The organism is Pseudarthrobacter sp. TRD_SC_9 (assembly GCF_055361265.1).
Genome location: NZ_CM143956.1, coordinates 3684126 through 3703559 on the forward strand (window position 1 = coordinate 3684126; position 19434 = coordinate 3703559).

General features: G+C 63.1%; 22 protein-coding genes and 1 pseudogene. 15 read left to right on the plus strand and 8 right to left on the minus strand.

What is annotated here, in order from left to right; translation table 11 throughout:
- Positions 1-58: 58 nt before the first annotated feature.
- The 8 genes and pseudogenes from ACWA13_RS17210 (at position 59) to ACWA13_RS17245 (ending at position 6302) form a co-directional block, all read left to right on the plus strand.
- A complete protein-coding gene (locus tag ACWA13_RS17210; RefSeq protein WP_463935539.1) occupies positions 59-2074 on the plus strand; it encodes an acyl-CoA dehydrogenase family protein in 2016 nt (671 codons plus the stop codon).
- 84 nt (positions 2075-2158) lie between these two features.
- Positions 2159-2743: pseudogene (locus ACWA13_RS17215) on the plus strand (hypothetical protein); the annotation flags it as partial.
- A 545-nt stretch (positions 2744-3288) separates the two neighbouring features.
- Positions 3289-3450: a cupredoxin domain-containing protein gene (locus ACWA13_RS17220; protein ID WP_463935541.1), complete on the plus strand. Its 162-nt coding sequence runs from the start codon at positions 3289-3291 to the stop codon at positions 3448-3450.
- On the plus strand, positions 3447-3785 hold the full coding sequence (locus tag ACWA13_RS17225) for a hypothetical protein (protein ID WP_463935543.1): 339 nt from the start codon (positions 3447-3449) through the stop codon (positions 3783-3785). The genes ACWA13_RS17220 and ACWA13_RS17225 overlap by 4 nt, the downstream gene beginning before the upstream one ends.
- 324 nt (positions 3786-4109) lie before the next feature.
- On the plus strand, positions 4110-4874 hold the full coding sequence (locus ACWA13_RS17230; protein ID WP_463935545.1) for a CHRD domain-containing protein: 765 nt from the start codon (positions 4110-4112) through the stop codon (positions 4872-4874).
- Between the two features lie 49 nt (positions 4875-4923).
- Positions 4924-5094, plus strand: coding sequence for a hypothetical protein (locus ACWA13_RS17235; RefSeq protein ID WP_463935546.1), 171 nt, complete (start codon positions 4924-4926; stop codon positions 5092-5094).
- Positions 5095-5144: 50 nt separating this feature from the next.
- Positions 5145-5786, plus strand: coding sequence for a hypothetical protein (locus ACWA13_RS17240; RefSeq protein WP_463935548.1), 642 nt, complete (start codon positions 5145-5147; stop codon positions 5784-5786).
- 57 nt (positions 5787-5843) lie between these two features.
- Positions 5844-6302 carry a cupredoxin domain-containing protein gene (locus tag ACWA13_RS17245; RefSeq protein WP_463935549.1) on the plus strand — a complete coding sequence of 153 codons (459 nt, stop codon included), beginning with the start codon at positions 5844-5846 and terminating at the stop codon, positions 6300-6302.
- A 373-nt stretch (positions 6303-6675) separates the two neighbouring features.
- On the opposite strand, the gene ACWA13_RS17250 is transcribed toward ACWA13_RS17245, so the two are convergent.
- Positions 6676-7281, minus strand: coding sequence for a putative glycolipid-binding domain-containing protein (locus tag ACWA13_RS17250; RefSeq protein ID WP_463935550.1), 606 nt, complete (start codon positions 7279-7281; stop codon positions 6676-6678).
- Between the two features lie 1271 nt (positions 7282-8552).
- Positions 8553-9878: a DUF2254 domain-containing protein gene (locus tag ACWA13_RS17255; protein WP_463935551.1), complete on the minus strand. Its 1326-nt coding sequence runs from the start codon at positions 9876-9878 to the stop codon at positions 8553-8555.
- Between the two features lie 231 nt (positions 9879-10109).
- On the opposite strand from ACWA13_RS17255, the gene ACWA13_RS17260 reads away from it, so the two are divergent.
- Both ACWA13_RS17260 and ACWA13_RS17265 read left to right on the plus strand, forming a co-directional pair.
- Positions 10110-10637 (plus strand): DUF421 domain-containing protein, encoded by a 528-nt coding sequence (locus ACWA13_RS17260; protein ID WP_463935552.1) that lies wholly within the window; start codon positions 10110-10112, stop codon positions 10635-10637.
- Positions 10634-11320 carry a hypothetical protein gene (locus ACWA13_RS17265; RefSeq protein WP_463935553.1) on the plus strand — a complete coding sequence of 229 codons (687 nt, stop codon included), beginning with the start codon at positions 10634-10636 and terminating at the stop codon, positions 11318-11320. The genes ACWA13_RS17260 and ACWA13_RS17265 overlap by 4 nt, the downstream gene beginning before the upstream one ends.
- Before the next feature lie 45 nt (positions 11321-11365).
- Here ACWA13_RS17265 and ACWA13_RS17270 read toward each other — a convergent pair whose 3' ends face one another.
- Positions 11366-12058: an LmeA family phospholipid-binding protein gene (locus tag ACWA13_RS17270; protein ID WP_463935554.1), complete on the minus strand. Its 693-nt coding sequence runs from the start codon at positions 12056-12058 to the stop codon at positions 11366-11368.
- A gap of 187 nt (positions 12059-12245) precedes the next feature.
- Between ACWA13_RS17270 and ACWA13_RS17275 the strand changes: the two genes are divergently transcribed.
- Entirely contained in the window at positions 12246-12719 is a 474-nt protein-coding gene (locus ACWA13_RS17275) for a hypothetical protein (protein ID WP_463935555.1), read from the plus strand.
- 116 nt (positions 12720-12835) lie between these two features.
- Here ACWA13_RS17275 and ACWA13_RS17280 read toward each other — a convergent pair whose 3' ends face one another.
- The 4 genes from ACWA13_RS17280 to ACWA13_RS17295 form a co-directional block, all read right to left on the minus strand.
- On the minus strand, positions 12836-13246 hold the full coding sequence (locus tag ACWA13_RS17280) for a four-helix bundle copper-binding protein (RefSeq protein WP_463935557.1): 411 nt from the start codon (positions 13244-13246) through the stop codon (positions 12836-12838).
- A 179-nt stretch (positions 13247-13425) separates the two neighbouring features.
- Complete coding sequence (locus tag ACWA13_RS17285) at positions 13426-14217, minus strand: SRPBCC family protein (RefSeq protein ID WP_463935558.1); 792 nt, start codon at positions 14215-14217, stop codon at positions 13426-13428.
- The gene (locus ACWA13_RS17290; RefSeq protein WP_463935560.1) at positions 14214-14792 is read right to left on the minus strand and encodes an ArsR/SmtB family transcription factor; all 579 of its coding nucleotides are present in this window, start codon (positions 14790-14792) and stop codon (positions 14214-14216) included. Before ACWA13_RS17290 ends, ACWA13_RS17285 begins: the two co-directional genes overlap by 4 nt.
- 270 nt (positions 14793-15062) lie before the next feature.
- Complete coding sequence (locus tag ACWA13_RS17295; RefSeq protein WP_463935562.1) at positions 15063-15464, minus strand: YchJ family protein; 402 nt, start codon at positions 15462-15464, stop codon at positions 15063-15065.
- Positions 15465-15642: 178 nt separating this feature from the next.
- On the opposite strand from ACWA13_RS17295, the gene ACWA13_RS17300 reads away from it, so the two are divergent.
- From ACWA13_RS17300 to ACWA13_RS17315, 4 genes are all read left to right on the plus strand, one after another.
- Positions 15643-16365: a hypothetical protein gene (locus ACWA13_RS17300; RefSeq protein WP_463935563.1), complete on the plus strand. Its 723-nt coding sequence runs from the start codon at positions 15643-15645 to the stop codon at positions 16363-16365.
- Between the two features lie 63 nt (positions 16366-16428).
- Positions 16429-17430 (plus strand): aldo/keto reductase family protein, encoded by a 1002-nt coding sequence (locus tag ACWA13_RS17305; RefSeq protein ID WP_463935565.1) that lies wholly within the window; start codon positions 16429-16431, stop codon positions 17428-17430.
- An 8-nt stretch (positions 17431-17438) separates the two neighbouring features.
- Positions 17439-18305: an SDR family oxidoreductase gene (locus tag ACWA13_RS17310; protein ID WP_463935567.1), complete on the plus strand. Its 867-nt coding sequence runs from the start codon at positions 17439-17441 to the stop codon at positions 18303-18305.
- A 92-nt stretch (positions 18306-18397) separates the two neighbouring features.
- Entirely contained in the window at positions 18398-18784 is a 387-nt protein-coding gene (locus ACWA13_RS17315) for an RNA-binding S4 domain-containing protein (RefSeq protein WP_463935569.1), read from the plus strand.
- A gap of 26 nt (positions 18785-18810) precedes the next feature.
- Here ACWA13_RS17315 and ACWA13_RS17320 read toward each other — a convergent pair whose 3' ends face one another.
- On the minus strand, positions 18811-19326 hold the full coding sequence (locus tag ACWA13_RS17320; protein ID WP_463935570.1) for a hypothetical protein: 516 nt from the start codon (positions 19324-19326) through the stop codon (positions 18811-18813).
- Positions 19327-19434 lie beyond the last annotated feature (108 nt).

Consider the following 19434-nt stretch of genomic DNA (forward strand, 5'->3'; position numbering starts at 1 on the left):
TCCCTACCCGAGGCGGACCCGCGGCCTGAACCGGTAAAACCGGTCGGAGGAGATACCCGTGAGCTCCGCTACTGACTCCACTGCAGCACTGACTGACAGCCCCGCATCCGAAACCCCTGTGCCGCCCCAGGAATTGGGGCATGAGGTTACCGAGCAGCAGGCCCGCGCCGTTGCCGAAGCCGCCCGGGAATCCAGTTGGGACCGGCCCAGCTTCGCCAAGGGCCTCTACCTGGGCAGTTTCGACCTCTCGCTGATCCACCCCTGGCCGCAGGCCCGGGCAGAGGATGTGGAGCGCGGGGAGGCGTTCATGGAAGGCCTCGCCACTTTCTGCCGGACCATGTCCGGGCCGCGCATCGAAGCGGACGCGCAGATTCCTGACGAATACCTCAAGGGACTGGCCGAGTTGGGCGTCTTCGGTATGAAAATTCCCCAGGAGTACGGCGGCCTTGGGCTGTCCCTGGTGTACTACGGCCGGGCGCTGGCTTTGTTGGGCTCGGTCCACCCCAGTCTCGGTGCGCTGCTGTCCGCCCACCAGTCCATCGGCGTCCCGGAACCGGTGAAGGTCTTCGGCAATGATGCACAAAAGAAGGAGTACCTGCCGCGTTGCGCCGGGGGTGCCATCACCGCTTTCCTCCTTACAGAGCCCGACGTCGGCAGCGACCCCGCGCGGTTGGGCGCCACCGCAGTTCCCACTGACGACGGCGACGCATATCTCCTGGACGGCGTGAAGCTCTGGACCACCAACGGTGTGATCGCGGAGCTGGTGGTGGTGATGGCCGTGGTGCCCGCCCACACCGACGCCGACGGCACCGCGCACAAGGGCGGAATCTCCGCGTTTGTGGTGGAAATGGACTCCCCCGGTATCACTGTGGAAAACCGCAATGCCTTTATGGGCTTGCGCGGGATCGAGAACGGCGTGACCCGCTTCCACCAGGTGCGGGTTCCGGTGGCAAACCGGCTGGGGCGCGAGGGCCAGGGCCTGAAGATCGCGCTGACCACATTGAACACCGGCCGGCTGTCCATCCCAGCCCTGTGCGTCGCATCCGGGCGATGGAGCCTGAAGATTGCCCGCGAGTGGTCCAACGCCCGGACCCAATGGGGCCGTCCAGTGGGCAAGCACGAGGCCGTAGGCAAGAAGATCTCCTTCATCGCCGCCACGGCCTTTGCACTGGACGCCGTGTTTGAACTGTCCGCCGAGCTGGCCGACGCCGGCCAGAAGGACGTCCGGATAGAGGCCGCCCTGGCCAAGCTTTGGTCCACTGAAATGAGCTGCCTGATCGCGGACGAGTTGGTGCAGATCCGCGGCGGGCGCGGCTTTGAAACTGCAGAATCCCTCCGGGCCCGGGGCGAACGCGCCGTGCCTGCCGAACAGCAGCTCCGGGACCTGCGCATCAACAGGATCTTCGAAGGTTCCTCGGAGATCATGCGCCTGCTCATTGCCCGCGAAGCCGTGGACGCACACCTGGCGGCCGCCGGGGATCTCGCTTCCGCGGACGCCAGCCTGCAGGACAAGGCGCGTGCCGCCGTCGGCGCTTCAGGTTTCTACGCCCGTTGGTTGCCCAAACTGGTGGCCGGCGCGGGCATGGATCCCCGCTCGTATGCGGAGTTCGGCCGGCTGGCCAAGCAGCTGCGTTACGTGGAGCGGGCGTCCCGGCGGCTGGCGCGGCAGACGTTTTACGGGATGGGCCGGTGGCAGGCCAAGCTGGAGTTCAAGCAGGCATTCCTGGGCCGGATTGTGGACATCGGCGCGGAGTTGTTCGCCATGGCGGCCTGCTGCTCCCGGGCCGAGATGTTGCTGCGGACAGCTCCGGAGCGCGGGGCCTCAGCCTTTGAGCTTGCGGAGGCATACTGCGAGCAGGCGCGCGTGCGGGTGGATGGATACTTCGAGCAGCTATGGCGCAACACTGACGATGGCGACCGTGTTCTGGCAGGGAAGGTCCTGGCCGGAGACTATGCGTGGCTGGAGGCTGGAATCCTTGATCAGTCCGAAGGGACCGGCCCATGGATCGCCGATGCCACCCCTGGTCCTTCCAGGAATGAGAACCTGCACCGCAAATACAGGCCGAACAGCTGAACCCGACGCCGCCAAATAATAAGCACCCTTGCTATCTACCGGGCGCGGTGCTTAGGTTGAAACATGAGCACAGCAGATCCGGGCGACCGCCAGGCGGTTGTGGCCCGAGAAAAAGAACAATTTGGGGGCATCAAGGTGGGCTCGGCGTTCTTTGGCTGGCTGACAGCCACTGGAATGGCCGTGCTCCTGACAGCACTCGTCGCGGCCGCTGGAACCGCCGTGGGACTGTCCACCAACACCGACGTCAATGAGGCCGTCAACCAGGCTACCGAAGGCCCCGTCGGCATTATCGGCATCATCGCCCTGCTGGTGATCCTGTTCGTAAGCTACTACTGCGGCGGGTACGTGGCTGGCCGGATGGCCCGGTTCAACGGCGCCAAGCAGGGGGTCATGGTGTGGCTCTGGGCCATCATCATGGCGATTATCGTGGCACTGCTGGGCATCCTGGCCGGGCAACAATTCAATATCTTCGCCGAGCTGAACACCTTTCCCCGCATCCCCGTCAACGAAGGACAGCTGACGACGACGGGCATTATTGCCGCGGTTATCGTCGCCTTGATTGCCCTGGTGGGAGCAGTCCTGGGCGGCCTTGCTGGCATGCGATTCCACCGGAACGTGGACCGCGCGGGCTTCGCAGGCGCGTACGCCACAGACACGGAATATGTTGAAGACGACCAAGTGGTCGGCCGCAACCTGCTCGATCGCCGCAGCGACGACCGCTACGTGGACGACCGGGTGGACGACCGCCGCACCGACCAGCGCTACGTGGACGACCGTCAGGCCGAGGAAGACAGGCTGACGGCCGCTGACCGAAGGGATGACCGGCTACGGGATGAAACCCTCCGGGACGAGCCCCGCCGCACGGAACCCGGCGAGGGTGACTTCCGCGACGGCAGGACCCGTGACGAGCGCCGCGAATAATTGCTTGCGAGCTGCCAGGACCTAGTGGAACCCGGCGCCCTGGGCCCGCGTTAGAGCCTGCTATTCCCTTGAGCAGAAGCGTTTTGGCTGTCGTAGCGCCATGTCCCTGGCAGGCATCGCTGGCTGCGGCGCCCAGGGCGGCGGCACGTCCTACCCGCCACCGGCTGCCCCATCATCGTCCCCGTCGGGGGCAGTTTCGGAAGCTGCCGGGGAGGCTCTCATCACGATCAAGGACTTTTCCTATGAGGTTCCGGCGTCCGTGAAGCCCGGGTCCATGGTGAGGGTGACCAACGATGACAGCGCCGCATACCGTGACCACCAAGGACGAAGGCGGTTTCGACATCGAAGTCCCTGCCGGAGAAACCGTTACTTTCGAAGCTCCGGCTGAGGCCGGGGACTACGGCATCATCTGCATGTTCCATCCTCAGATGACCGGGACGCTGGTTGTGAAGTGAAACGCCTACACCTCCCCGTATCGGGACCCGGTCACCTGTGGGGTGTCCGGATTGGTATCGCGGCGGCACTGGTGGTTAGTGCCGTCATCCACATCCAGCTCGCGCCCGGGTACCAGCAAGCCGCACCGGGAGGCATCGGCCAAGGGACCCTGTTTTTGGTCCAGGCAGGCGCCGCAGTCCTGGCCGTGATATTTGTTCTCGTCAAAGCGTCGCGCACGGCTTTCGCTGTCGCCGCTGTAGTTGCCCTGTCTTCCCTGGCAGCTGGCATCCTCTACCGCTACATCCAGATCCCCGCTGCGGGGCCACTGCCATCAATGTATGAACCGGCCTGGTAACACCGCCAAAGTCATCACCGCCCTCGCCGAAGCAATAGCCGGCGCACTGGCACTGGCCGGCCTCACTTTACTGCAGCGAAAGACCCGCCGTGGACCACGGATACAACCTCGGGACAGTCGCCCTTCAGCACTCTGACCGACCAAACCAGACCTTAGCTTCCAAGAGACTTGACCTTTTATGGTTACGCATCGGCTCTAAATTCTTGGACTGTGGTTTGGGACACATTCTTACCCATCCAGGTGGGTGGTCTGCTTCGAAGTACTGGTGTCCCCTACCGTGGGGCGTCCACCATCACATGCGCGTGTATGAGGAGAGTAATTCAAATGAACAAGACACTCCGCTTTATGGCAGTACCTACCCTGGCTTTGGGAGCCCTTGCCCTGTCCGGTTCCCCGGCCATGGCCGCTGACCAGTCCTATCAGACGAACCTGGGCCAGCTTAACGGCAGCTCCGGTTCAGGCACCGTCACCGTTGACGTCACCGGCAACCAGGCCCACGTCGTACTGAATGTTTCAGGCTTGGCCGAGACGTTTATGGACGCACCGTACCCGCACGTTCAGCACATCCACGGCGGCGCCCAGGGCACATGTCCGGATCCCTCGGCCGACAAGGACGGTGACCAGGTCATTAACACCACCGAGGGCGCTCCGTCCTACGGCGGCATCGTCACCACCCTCTCCACCAGCGGTGACACCAGCCCCGCAGCCGGCCTTGACCTCAAGGTCGCCGGCCAGGGCGGCAGCTACACCATCGACCGCACATTCGAACTGAACGCCGAAACCAAGGCCGCACTTGAAGCTGGCACCGCCGTCATCGTTGTCCACGGCCTAGACCCCGCCACCCTCAGCGCAGCCGGCCAGGCAGCAAAGTCCGACCTCGTCCCCGAGCTGCCCCTGGCCGCAACGTCACCGGCTCTGTGTGGCACGTTGACTGCGGGCATGGCTATGCCTGTTGGCGGCGCTGACACCGGTGTGACCGAGACCGGAACCGATACCGGTGCCCTGGCACTCGGTGGCGGACTGGTCCTCGCCGTACTGGCCGGCGGAGCATACGTAGTCCGTCGTCGCACCGCCGGTTCAGCTGCCTAAGCACGAGCTGATCGGTTCGACCCAGTGACACACCTGAAGCCCGGCCGCCGTGAAGCCCGAAAAACTCCACGGCAGCCGGGCTTCTGCGCAGCCCTGGCCGGCACCGGCTGCGGCACCAGCGCCAGCACGCCACCTTCGGCTGCTCCTGCGGCACGCACCGGCAGCAACCACCGGGCTCTTCGATGACAACTACGTCATCTACGCCAAACTAAAAACCTGACAACCCTCCGCCGATTCTTTCGACGGGCTAACGGCTAGGACGGATGAGGAATGAAACACCCCAACACCCTGCTGGCCTCCCTGACCCTGTCCACCCTCCTACTCGCCGGCTGCACCATGGCAGCATCCTCAGGAACATCACCTGCGCCTGCCTCAACCGCCCCGTCTCCAACGGACGCGTCACCACCAGGCGGTGCGGCCGGAAGCCACAACGGACACCACAGCGAAGAAGCGCTCTCCCCCTCCAAGACCGCGGACGGGCCCAGCGAGGCCTCGAAAATGGTCTGCGGGGACCAACCCATCGACCGGCTCACCGCCATCCTGGGCCTGAAAGAAACCCCACACACCATCAGCGACTGGGCCGACAGCACCTTCACCTGCACCTACCACCTGAATGACGGGGACCTTGTTATTTCCGTTAGGGAAGAGAAGGACCAGGCCACGGCGCTGACCTACTTTGACGCCATGCAGGCTCTGGCCAAGGACGCCACACCCATTGAGGGGCTCGCCAACCTGGGGTTCCCGGCCTACGAAACCCGGGCCGGATCAGCGGTGTTCCAAAAAGACAGCTTCGTCCTTAACGTGGACGCCACAAACCTCCCCGAGACCCTGGGACCGGAAAGCATCACCCGAAACGCCCTCGCCTACCAGTTATCAACCACCATCCTCGCCTGCTGGGTCGAACACCACTAACCCCACACGGCACGTCAAAAAGCATCCACCAGCGGTACCCAAGGAAAGGCCCATCCCATGGAAAAGAACATCAGAATCAGCAACGCACTCGGCCTCACGGCAGCAGCAGCGGCTCTGGTTCTGTCCGGCTGCGCTGACTCCGGCACCTCCGGGGCCGACACCACCGCAGCACCGACACTGACACAACAGTTCCCGTCAGCTCCCGCCGCCACCGTAGAAGAAACTCCTTCAACCACAGCCACGACCTCAGCCACGGGTTCTGCGGAAGCGGCTTCGGCGAAAATACTGATCAAGGGTTTCAAGTACGAGGGAACCGAAACCGTGAGCCCCGGAGCGGAAGTCACCGTGACCAACGAAGACGTCGAAGCGCACTCGATCACCGCAGACACCGCAGACGCTTTCGATACCATCACCAAAGTCGGCACCACCACCTTCACAGCTCCTACCGAACCGGGAACTTATCCCTACCACTGCATCTTCCACGCCAACATGAAAGGCACACTCACTGTGAAGTGAAGGTGCCGGAAGCGAGCCACCGGAAAATTTCCCGCGGATATTCCCATAGGTACCGGCCGGACACAGTAGCGCGCCGGCTGGTGAATGCAACGGGAGTTATCGCACACCGGGTTGCAGGCCTTGCGACGCGACACGGATTCAGGCTCCAATGCACGGATCTAGCCGTTGTCGAAGCGTTACTGCTCCACGAAGGACTCAGCGCTGTCGAATGGGTTGGAATAGCACTCATTGTCACTGCGAACACGGCCGCCCGGCTCCTACCAGCCCGCGCGCCACAAGCAGCAACGGCCGGAGCAGACAAAAAACTGATCGCTTGACGACACGTGCAGATTCGCCGCGTATGCCGATCCTCCGCTATACGATCAAAGGCGAGTCAGCTCGGGATCTGCACCCTTCGGGCTAGTTGCGGGTAATCGACCACAACACCGTTGTTGTCGACAGTAAGTTCAGCGGTGAAATCACCACTGAAGCTGGCATAGCGAACGGCACCTGACGTCATTGCTGTTCCGGACCCATAAACCTGGGCACTCGGGATAACCCGCAGCGATGGCACATCGACCCAAGCCACCACTAACGCCGTGTCAGAAACGTTTTGTTCCAGTAGGCCAAGACGCCGGATAGGCATGGTGTTTGTGAGCGGACACAAGCCGAGGTCGCAATCGATGGCACCTTGCAGGCTTTCTGTATTCGCTAACCCGGGAGGGGGTAGGTCGATGTCACCCCAGGCCGTCGCGTCGGCGCTCCATCCGCCGCTGTCATCGCGAGTAAGAACAAGTGAGCGACCCCAGTTGTGGCCCTGAATGTTTACGCACAGGGAACGTGTTACCCAGCCTGATTCGACGTCGAGTTGCCAGGAGCTGGCGTAAGACGAGGTAAGTGAAACGCCACAGGCGCTCATGCTGTCTTGAGTGAGGGAGACGGATGCGTGGTCGATTCGGTCTGGGTCGTCAGTCCCCCGCCACGTGAACATTGAAGGCATTACTCCAGCATGCCGTCGTGCTTGGACAGCAGCAATACCGCTGTCCCCGGCAGTTCCAACCAATCGATCAATGGGCGCAAAAACCCGATCGCTGGCCCATGCCAGGAAGGGGCGTCCACCTTATCCATACGATCGCGGGCTCGTTCAGCAACCCAAACGGCCCTGCTGGTAGTCGAGTACATCGTCCAGGCTTGAGCCGCCGAGCGTTGGCTCACCAGCCAACCCCGCGCAAAAGGCCGGTGCGGTGACGGGAATAGTAAGTAGATTTAGGAGTTAAAGTTGCGCCGTTTGACGGAACAAGCTCTTGGGGGACGACGCGCGGTGTCAGACATGAACGATCCACGCCAGAAAGCTCGAGCCCAGATGAGCGCCATTACTTTAGATCGGCTATGGCTCAGTTACTGGGCCCAGGGCGGGAACGCCACACCCTTTAAAGTTTGAGGCATACGTCTACGAGGTTCTAAAACCGCCGCCACTTGACCTCAAGATCATCAATTGGGCCATCGAAGATCTGGGCCGCGCCCATATGGCTGAATCTGAGTGCGTCACGCAAGACACAAACCCAGCACCCTGAGCTGCGGGAGGCCGTCACTAAGCGCAGCTATCCGACCAACCAAGGCGCCGGGCAATCCTCTCGGCCAGGCATGCTGCCGCGCACAAAAAAGAAGGCCCCGCGGGAGGGGCCTTCAGCGGACTGAACAGTAGTACCTGGTATTGGTCAGCGGTGATGCGCTCCTCCTCTCCAGACGCTGCGTGCGCCCCTGCCGGCTTTAGTGTTAAAAGACACTAATAGCAACCAACCCATCCGTCCAGCAGCACACACCCTCCGCATGTAGCCCCTGACATGTCACGCACATGCAGCGGGGGGTCGGAGAAGTCGCTAGCCTGGCCATACTCGGCCCCGTCACAGGACGTGACACCGGAAAGTCCACAACGGCTGTAAAGACGATCTTCTTTCCCAGGAGGTCCCAAATACTGAAGAATTTGCTCCAACACCAACAGCGGTTTTGTTACTGTTTTGCCGTCCGGCCGACACCGGTCCCAAGCGCCCGGCGTCGGCTGGACAGCCAATAAACCACCACAAGGCCTGCAGGAATCCGAAAGCCCGATCCTCCGGTCGGGAATGCTGCACCTGAACCCCGGCCCACTCCCCGCTCCGCGTGCTCCCGCAAGTCGGCCAAAAGGATCCTTTGCTGAGATAACCCAGGAATGGGGTACGCGTCGAACAGCAATCGTGATAATTAGATGGCCCACTTGGTCCTGCTGCGCTTTTATGAGTGCATAAGTCGTTCTATGGAGTCGGCTAGATTCAGCAGGTTTTTTCGCTCGGCCGCTGAGTAGTCAGCTACGCCGACGGCGTTACGCATACAACCCAGATGATCCAGTATCTCCCCCCTGTACCGGCCGTTTCGGTCACACCAGCTAAGTTCCTGGAGGAGCGCCAAGAGGCGCCCTGCGACGGCTGAATCTGCCGCTCCGTACTGTCTGGGTTGGTTCATCGCCAAGTCAAGGAGCTCAGTGAGGTTCGGAAGCGCGATCACTACCCTCACCCGTCCTTGGTCGTCGGTGAGGTGCTCCGGGCCGGTCTCTCTGCTGGCCAGCCGGCACAGAAGAACGGAGAGGTGTCCGATGACGTGCACCGCCGTCGTGGGGTCATTCACCCCTGGTGACAACGCACGGGCAGCCACGTCCACCAGCTGACGGAATCCGAACCCGACGTCCTGAACGTTCGTGCGTTCGAACCCGGTAGCCACAGCGGCGTTCACTTCATCAGCCAGCTTTTCACGGGCTTCCTCCGGGATCGCGGAGCCGGGCTCGGCCGGCCAGGCAGTGGCGAACGGAACACCCTCTACGAGGGAGCTGCCCGGTTCCCGGTCAATTCGTATCACCGCTCCTGCATCTTCCGCAGCCTGCACTAGTGCGTTCTTGTCCAGGGATGTCAGGAACCCTGAACCGGCGGAGAAGATGAGGAACTGGTCCGGTGTCGGGAACGGTTTGGGCCCCGGCTGCGGGCGGTCCAGCGGGAAAACCCGGTCAATGGTTTGCTGGGTTTCCACGTTGACGCGGCGCATCATGGTTTCCACTCGAATCTCGCGGGTCAAGTGCGCCAGGAAGAGCACCAGCCCAATAACGCTCATAATAGCGAGCACGAAGGCAACGGTTACCGATATCTCAGGGACAAAGGGGCTGGTTCCGCTGCTCTCCCCGCGAACGCTTCGCAGGACGGTCAAGGCGAAAGCGAAGGCGGCCAAAAAGAGGGCCAGTGTGACATGGACGAACCGGTCCGAGGTGAAGGTCCTCAACAGGCGTGGGGAAAATTGGCTGCTGGCCAGCTGCAGTGTGACCACGGTGAGCGAAAAAGTCAGGGACGTCACGGTAATGAGAGACCCTGAGATGGCCTGAAGGACTGACCTGGCCGCTTCCGGTCCTCCACTGAAGAGAAATACGGCTACGTCCTCCGGCAGCTGACCGTCTACGGCAGCATCCAGCGCAGGCAACAGGGTCCCCAAGATCACGGCTAGAGCAACAGCGGCTGTCGGTAGGGGCCACAGCTGTGTCCGCAACGCGTCCTTCCACTGCACCACGCGCCCGGTCATTAGAGATATACCGCCGGTATGAGGAGTCCTTTGATCATTTGTTCCTACTCTCGTAAAAGGACCGGACACCGGTGATTTCCTCCGCTGATTCGTTCCTTGTTGGCTGGTTGGACTGGAATTACTCAGCGTACTGTCAAGTACGTTCCTCTTGCCGTGTTTCGGTTCAGAACCTCCGGCATCGAAGGAGTACCGTGTCAGCGAAAGAGATTCCAGGAAAGGGGCAGGTAACTTATGTGGTTTGATTCCTGGGCCGATATTCTGCGTGTCCTCATCGTCGGTTCAGTCTCGTATGCGGCCCTGGTAGTGGTCCTTCGACTGTCCGGCAAACGGACCTTGGGGCAGTTGAATGCGTTCGACTTCATCGTCACTGTTGCCTTCGGATCAACGCTGGCGACAATCCTGCTCAGCTCCGACGTCGCCTTCCTTGAGGGACTGGCGGCCCTGGCGCTTCTCGCGGGGCTGCAGTTCGTCGTTGCCTGGGCCTCCGCGCATGTGACCGGAGCCAGGGCTGCTGTCACGGCCCGTCCAGTGGCTTTAGTTATAGCCGGGAAGTTTCAAGCGGACGAGCTGCGCAGGAACCGCCTTAGCGAGTCCGAAGTGCTGCAGGCGGTGCGTTCCACCGGGTCCGGTGACCTCTCGGACGTGGCAGCAGTGGTACTGGAAACCAACGGGAGCATCAGCGTCATCACCGGATGCAAACTAGGAGACGGTTCCGCCCTCAAAGGTGTTAAAGGCGCGCCCCCGACGGAAGCCCAATGACGGACCCTGACGAAGTTTCGAAGCCCGGGGGCGGTACCCCGGAGAGTGAGCGGCTTCGCATAGCGGAAGAACTGGCCCGTGCGCTGGATAAGCCCATGGGGGTCCTCGGGGTTATCTTCCTGTTCGTGGTGCTCGGTCAGCTCATTGCAACCGAACCTGTGATGGTGGGGGTTCTCAGCGTTGTGGGCTGGGTGTTCTGGGCCGTTTTTGTGGCTGAATTCCTGCTTCGCGCCTATATTGCAGGGTTCGGGAAAGAGTTCTGGAAGAAGAGCTGGTGGCAGGTGCTTTTCCTGCTCGTGCCTTTCCTGAGGTTTTTCCGCGCCCTGCAGGCACTCCGGCTTGTCCGCGTCGCCAGGTTTGCCCGCTACGGATCAATCCTCTCAGCAGGGGTCCGTGGTTCCCGCTCGGCCGGACGACTTTTGACCAGCAGGATCGGATGGCTCACCGCCGTCACCGCCGTGGTCATCCTGGCAACGAGCCAACTCCTCTACGCAACAGGAGAGCACGCTTCCTACGCCGATTCCCTCTATGAGTCAGCGATGGCCGCCGTCACGGGCAACGGCATTACCGGAACTTCCGCCTTTTCCCGCATCATCCAGGTCCTTTTGGCCATCTACTCCGTGGCCGTCTTCGCTACCCTCGCCGGCACCCTGGGCGCCTACTTCCTCAGGCAGAAAAACTAAGCAATTCGTGACGCCTCCTCCATCTTCACCCAAGTCAATAGGGAGCTAGGGGACGATCCTGACAGCCTCGCCCTGGAGGGTGGCACGGAAGCCGTCGCCTTGGACGACGACGTCCTGAAGCACAAGACCCTCGGGCAGCCCCTCGATGTCGTGTTCGATCGTCACGAGCTGGCGCACCACGGCAGCAACTGCGTCGGAGAGGAATTCCGGCCCGCCAAAGTCGATCGAGCGCGGCTGGACAACCAGCCTGCCGGCCTCGACCTCGACCGTACCGGTAGCGGTAACGCGCAGTTCGCGTCCCAGGACCTGGACATTACGAACTACCATCGCCTGACCGTCTTCGGCGGCGCGGACCACGGTCCCGTTGCCCAGTTCCTCGGCGACAGTCTCAAACGGTACGGTCGCGTCCACGGTCAGCTGTGCGGCGATCAGCCCGTCCCGCCCCGCGATTACGTCCTGCCCCACGGCCCGGACATCGCGAAGTATCGAATCTTCGGTCACCACTGTTCCAACCTCCAACTCAAGGTCCGCGAGCCACACATCGTCTCCGCTCAGGCCAGGCGGAGGCACCTTGGCCGGTGACCGCACGGGCCCGTCCGTCGGCGACGGCACCGGGCCGGCTTCTCCCCCACCCACCGGCTCGCTCACCACCCACCAGAACACAGCAACCGCGACCCCCAGAACCAGGACCATCCCAACAGCACCGATCAACCAGTCCTTCGCACGCGTCCAATCCATGATCACAGTCTGACGGCTCCCCGCCCGGAGCACGAGACCGGCAGCCTTAGCTCCCTGCGCAACCCAAGGGGCGCTCCGCGGCCCGTGTCCAGGAAGTCGCTGTCCGGTGTCGGATTGGCTGAGGCGTAGGCACCGAAAAACCCCCGCACTAGCATAGAAATATCGGACCCGGAGCTAGGAGGACGCAATGACCCACGCTGCTGAAAACAGAACCGGAATCGCGCGGAGGAGGGCTGCATTCCGACTACGGATACTTGCAGGGGCAGCATCGGTGATAGTTATGGCCACAGCGGCCAGCGGCTGCAGCGGGGATGCACCCGAAACGGGAACTGAAATTTCCGAGGTGCACCTTAATGCCATCCGGGACGCCGGTGACGAGTTGGAGTACAAAAAGGTCACGGTGTCGGGAGAGGCCACGGATGTCGTCTCTCCTTCCAGCTTCGCCATCAAAGATCCCGAAGACCCCCTGGTCGAGGACCTCCTCATCGTTCATCAACTTGAACCCGTCAGAACCAACCTGGTCAAGGTCACCGGGATCGTCTACCGGGGGTTCGACGTGGCAGAGGTAGAAAAGGAAACCGGGATCGATCTCGATGAGGCTTTACACCAGAAATGGCAAGGCGATTCCTATATCGTGGCCTCGCAAATCGAGAAGCAATAACCCGGGACAGGGTCCTGCAGCGGTGCTTTTCTCATATCTCTTTGGCGCTAGTTCGCTCCCGATACAAGAATCCAAACGTCGACCGTGCCCTCTGCTGCCGCACGGCGGTAATGGATTCAACTAAGGGGGGTGAGCATTTCTTCGCACGCCTTCTCGCAGCGTCGGCATGCTTCGGCGCAGATTCGGCAGTGTTCATGCATCCCAGCGTGCTGATCGCACTCGTCACCGCAGGCCTTGCATGCTGCACGGCAGGCCTCCAGCACAGCACGGGTGATGTTGGCGTCGTACCCTGTGTGGCGGGAAAGGATGGTGCCGGTGGTGGCACAGATGTCCGCGCAATCGAGGTTCGTGCGGATGCATTTGGTCAGCTCAGCAACCATGTCCTCGCTTAGGCACGCATCGGCACACGCGGTGCATGTCTGGGCGCATTCAAAGCAAGCCTGAATACACTCCGCGAGCTTTTCCTTGTCCACACCTCCCAGGTCCTTGGGGTAAGTGGCGAGCATTGACGTCACGTGGTGTGTCATTGGTTTCTCCTCACAGCAACGGGACTCGAAGGTTTACACGTCACCTTAGTAAAAGCTAAGCATGCTGACTAGTCTCCTGATCACGGAATCAAAGGCATCTAAGTCAGCGCGACTCATCTCATCGCCACTCACCGATCTCCAGCTCCTCGGAGCCGCACAATGCTGCTGTGCACTGAGAGTCAGGCCGGGACGGTGAGCCCCTGCAGCCAGGTTTGCCATGCTGGTTCTTCACGCTGCACGTAGTCCGCCGCGTCGGTGGAGAACAGGTACGCACGTACGCCCGCCGTTGCTGTGCTGCCGCCCTCACTGTAGGCGAAGACGCTGAGCATTCCGGGCACCGGGGCGGTGAGCCGGATCAGCGCCTGGCGTTCGCCGACACGCTCGACCCTGCCGGCAGCGCCGCGCACTTCGACCGTCGTCCCCTCGTTGCCGATTCCGAGCGTGTCGTGCAGGGCCGACCAGAGTGCCTGCGCGTCGCCGGGGTGGGAGGCGGTGGCCTCGAGCTGTGTGGCTTCCTGTCCGGGGAAGTGCGACAGGTAAAGGCGCAGGTTGTCAAAGAACGGCATCCAGTTGGAGCCCATGTCATCCCAGAAATCCGGCTCCCAGTCGGCGCCGGTTCCAAAGCCGCTGGTGGTGACGCGCACTACGCAGGTGCCGCCGGACTGCGCCTCGACGAGGAACTCCGATGTCAGCGGGCTGAGCGTATCCGGGTCCTTGCCCATGAGGGCGGCCCAATCCTCCTCGTAGGCGAGGCGGCGCGGCGGATTCCAGCCGGTGACCCGGCCGTCCGAGCCCATCTCCGGGCCCATGGTGAAATGCAGGGAACCGCCCTCGCGCTCCTCCATCTCGGTCGGAAGGAACCAGGCGCTCATGCCCTTAGCGGTGGCGACGGCCTGCCAGACCTGCTCCGGGGTCCCCGGGACCTCGATGCTGAATTCCAGGCGGTACGGGACGTTCGGTGTGGTGTTCATCGGTTCTCCTCGGGAAGGGGGTGTGCGGCGACGACGAGCCGGTGCGGGCGCCCGTCGTCATGGTGGTAGCGGGCGGCCAGGTCGAGCACCGCGGCGGTCAGGTCGTCGGCGAAGGCAGCCCGGTCGGCGGCGGACCGGAAGCCGATCTTGGTGTCGATGGTCAGCGTCGGCAGGGCCCTGCCGGATGTGCTGGCCCGGCGGGCCAGGGCGCCGACCTCGCGCACCAGCCGGCCGGCCAGCGCGACGAGGTAGCCCGCCGACAGGTGGTCGTTATTGGCGTCCGGATCAGCCGCGGACGCGCTGATAGCCGCCGGTGACACGACGTACGACGCCGCCGAGGCCTGCAGCACCCGCTCGGTGATGCCACCGTGCCGGTGCTCCTCGTACAGCTCCACGAGGCCGTGTGTCTCGAGTGCCTTGAGGTGATAGTTGACCTTCTGGCGTGTGATACCGACTCGGGCGGCTAGTCCGGCGGCTGAGGCCGGAACGGCCAGCTCGCCGAGCAGCCTGGCCCGGACCGGATCCAGCACGGCTGCGGCTGCCCCGGCGTTTTCGATAACTTCAACGTCCTGCATGCCACCATCATGGTATTGACAATAAAAGTTGTCAAGGGTTTTTCGCGCCCCTTGCTAGAGCGACCGGGACGTAGGGAAGAAGCGCCGACAAGGGCACCGAAGGAACTTGAGCGATGCCGAACCCATCGCCGCCCCACACTGTCCAGACAAAGGATCCTTTTGCAAGGCACCGCCGGCATCCGAATGGTGGGGAACTAATCAGCTGCTTCGAGCCGTGACACTAGTTCCTGCGCGACGTGGTGGAGGACTTCGGCAACGTTCCCCGCGCACCTAATGGAACCCGACGGCGGCAAGGTAGTACCAGCGGCGATCCACGCGCCGGAAGGTGCTTGTCTCGTGCTGGGCTCCTCGCTCCGTGCCCTGGCTGTACCACGCCTTGAACTCGACGATTCCTTCTGAATCCAGCGGGCCGCCGCGGCTGGTCGAAAGGATATCCAGCCGCCGCCATCGAATGCTGTGATCCAACTCCAGTTGGGCAGGCCGCGTGTCCGGGTGCCATGTCCGCAGCAGGTACGCGGCATCGCCGACCACAAACGCGCTGTAGCGTGAACGCATCAGCTGCTCCGCCGTGGGCGCTTCCGCTTCACCGCTGTGGAAGCGGAAACAGCACCCGGCGTACAGTTCGCCGGACAGGCAGGGGCAGGGACGGTCGACGGCGGCTGACCGGGTCATGGAGCTCATCTCAGTTCAGGGGTTTCCAGGAGTTTGTCACATCCGGTAACAGCTTAGAAACAACCGGCGCCGGACCCGGCGCGTAAGGCACGGCCGACGATAAAAATCCGTAGGGTAATGAACGGGGCTGGCTGGCACCGCCCTTAATCTTTGGACCGCGACGGATCGGAGGCATGACATGGGAGACCCCACAACACTGACCCTCAACCTGACTTTTTTGGGCACGGTTGGTCTTGGCTTCGTCATGTTCCTGGTCATGTTCCTGATGTTCGTTATCACGCTGCTGATCGCCGGCACCGGCAAACTGGTGGCCGTGATCGCCATGGCGCTGGTGGGAAGATTTCCGCGACATGAAACCATTCCCATAGTCCATGTCTCCGGACCACTGCCTGCCATGATGGAACCGGCGCCAGCCCAAGAGGCACCAGCACAGAAGGCGTCGGCGCCCAAGGCGCACCGCCCTGCCAGGGACTGGGGTGCGCTGCTCAAACCCGCAGCCGTCAAGGCCAGCGTCCGTTCCGCCGTCCAACATCACCCCCTGCTGAACGCCGCCAAACCCGAGCCCATGGTCCTGGCGGAAGATTGGGCCGCCGCCGTGGCGGCAGCAGACGCCCGCGCCGCCGAGCGGGAGAAGGCACAGCGGCCGCCTCTGCACACCACAGTCCGCGATCTTCCGGATCCGGCCGTCCCGGCGCAGGAGCTCTCGGAGGTCGCACCGCTGGTTGAGTCCGCTCTAGGCCGGCCGGCAGCGCCAATCAAGGGGGACCCCGTCCCGCCGTCGTTCAGGAAGCCGTACATTCCAGCCGGGCTGGTCAAGGCGGGCAGCAAATCCCTGGTGGCCCGGAACGGCATGCCTGTACTGAAAGAACAGATCCCCAGGGAGCAGCGCAAGGCCGGCTGACAGGCCCTGCCAGGCCCTGCCAGGCACTTACGGCAGGCGGGGAACTCGGCTAGCGTAAAGCCCATGGAATTCAGATATCTCGGTAACAGCGGCTTAAAGATCTCCGAAATCACGTTCGGCAACTGGCTGACCCACGGATCGCAGGTGGAGAACGACGTCGCCACCCAGTGCGTCCAGGCTGCCCTGGATGCCGGCATCAGCACCTTCGACACTGCCGACGTGTACGCCAACACCATGGCCGAGACCGTCCTGGGCGAGGCGTTGAAGGGCGAACGGCGCGAATCCCTGGAAATCTTCACCAAGGTTTACGGCCCCACCGGACCAAAGGGCCACAATGACCAGGGCCTATCCCGCAAGCACATCATGGAGTCCATCAACGGTTCGCTGTCCCGGCTGCAGACTGACTACGTTGACCTCTACCAGGCTCACCGGTACGACTTCGAAACGCCGCTGGAAGAGACCATGCAGGCGTTCGCGGACATCGTCCGTGCCGGCAAAGCGCTGTACATCGGCGTCAGCGAATGGACCGCGGACCAGATCCGCGAAGGGCATGCACTTTCCAGGGAACTGGGCTTCCAGCTGATCTCCAACCAGCCGCAGTACTCCATGCTGTGGCGGGTCATCGAGGCTGAGGTGGTCCCGGCGTCCGAGGAACTGGGCCTGTCCCAGATCGTCTGGTCCCCCATGGCCCAGGGTGTGCTGAGCGGAAAGTACAAGCCCGGGCAGCCCGCGCCGGAAGGCAGCCGTGCCACCGATGAAAAGGGCGGCGCCAACATGATTGAACGCTGGATGCGCGACGACGTCCTGACCGGCGTTCAGGCACTGAGGCCCATTGCCGAGGATGCGGGCCTGTCCATGCCCCAGCTGTCCATCGCCTGGGTCCTGCAGAACGCGAACGTGGCGTCCGCGATCATGGGGGCGTCCCGGCCTGAGCAGGTTGCAGACAACGCCGCTGCTGCCGGAATTGTCCTCGAGGCGGAAATCATGAAGCGGATTGACGAAGCTGTCGGCGGATTGGCTGAGCGCGACGCCGCACAGACCAAGTCGCCCGCCACCCGGGAATAGGGAATACCGTGACTGCACAGCCGGGGTCCGGGCTCCCTGAGCTCGCCATCACCGGTGCCACTGGGAACATCGGCGGCAGGGTGGCGCGCGAGCTTTCCGACGCCGGCACCCCGTTGCGCCTCGTGGTGCGCAATGCAGCGAGGGTGCCGGAGTTGCAAGGTTCCGCCGTCGTGGTCTGCTCCTATGGTGACGCCGACGCATCAGCCGCGGCGCTGGCGGGCGTGAAGACGCTCCTGATGGTGTCCGCAGCTGAGGCCGAAGACCGGCTGCGGCAGCATCTGGCGTTTGTGGACGCTGCCGTGGCGGCCGGGGTACGGCACGTGGTGTACACGTCGTTCTATGGTGCCGCTCCGGACGCCACCTTCACCCTGGCCCGCGATCATTACGCCACCGAGGAGCACATCAAGGCCTCCGGCATGGCGTACACGTTCCTGCGGGACAACTTCTACCTGGACTTCCTGCCGCACCTGGCCGGCAAGGACGGCGTGATCCGCGGGCCTGCCGGCGACGGCGTGCTTTCCGCGGTGGCCCGGGAGGACATCGCCCGTTGCGCCGCGGCGGTACTCCGCGATCCGGACGTCCATGCCGGCAAGACCTACAACCTGACCGGCCCGGAGGAATTCACGCTGGGGCAGGCTGCTGAGATCATGACGGCACGCACCGGCCGGCGGGTCAGCTACCACCCGGAGACTGTTGAGGAGGCGTACGCATCGAGGGCATCCTACGGCGCGCCTGGCTGGCAGGTGGATGCCTGGGTGAGCACCTATACGGCCATTGCCGCCGGTGAAATGTCCGGCGTGTCTCCGGACGTGCACGGGCTCACCGGACAGGATCCGCTGGCCTTAGCGGAGTTCCTGGAACGGCCGCAGCTGTAGCGTTTCCGGCCCACGCCCGCCTCGACGGAAACCCCGGCCAAGGCAGTTTTCCCTGCCGCCTACGCTGGGGCGACGTATACTCGTTGCCAATCATGACCAGCCTTCCGTCCTCCCCCGCAAGCGTCCGAATCGATGCCTGGCTTTGGGCCATACGCGCCTACAAGACCCGCTCGGCGTCCACTGCTGCCTGCCGCGCCGGGCATGTCCGGTTGAACGGCAGCCCGGCCAAGGCTTCGGCCACGCTGGTTACCGGAGATACAGTCACGGTCCGGATGTCCGGCTACGAGCGGACACTTGAGGTCCGGCGGCTGATCGCAAAACGCGTAGGCGCCGAGGCGGCCTCGCACTGCTTCACGGACCATACGCCCCCACGGCCCATTGCGCCGGCCCTGGGCCTTCCGCAACGGGACCGCGGCGCCGGACGGCCCACCAAGAAGGACCGCCGCGAGATGGAACGGTTGCGGGGCAGCGCCGACTGAGCGGGCTCCTCGTCGCTGTCAACCATTTACTTCCTGGCGCGGGCCTGCACCAGGTTCGCGAAGGGCAGCTGGCCATACGCTTGGACAAAATCCGCGTGGTACTTGGCCTCAGTGCCGTTCAGTTCATCAGCGGGCAGCTCCTTCCACGCGATCAACAGGGATTCCGGACCGGCCAGTTGCCACACGAGCCGGCCGTCCCAATGGCCCGGCGGCTTGCCCTTGCCGAAGTCGATGAATTCCTGGATCTGCCTCCGCAGGCCGCGGTTTCCTTTGCTCCCGGGCCCGGCCTTGCCGATGTACAGGACGTCAGCCGCCTCTACCCATTCAGCGGCGAGCGCAGGTTCCGGCAGGGAGGGGTCCTTCTTCTTGAACACTCCGGCACTGCTCTTCTTGAGGTAGCGGGGCTCAAACCCCTCCGGCCGCAGTACCGCGAAGAGGCCGGTGCCTTGGGGAATCCGCATGATTTCCAGGCCTCCGATACTCCGGAACCCGGCGAATCCGTCCGCCTTGAGCGTTGTCCTGCTGACCAGTGTGCTTTCCATGCTGGGCTCTCCTGCCAAGACTGCGGGTGACACCGGAAAACTCCCCAAAAAAATTCGGATACCAACATCCCGGTCCAAGAATCGTACGCGGAGCGTCGGCCCAGGTTC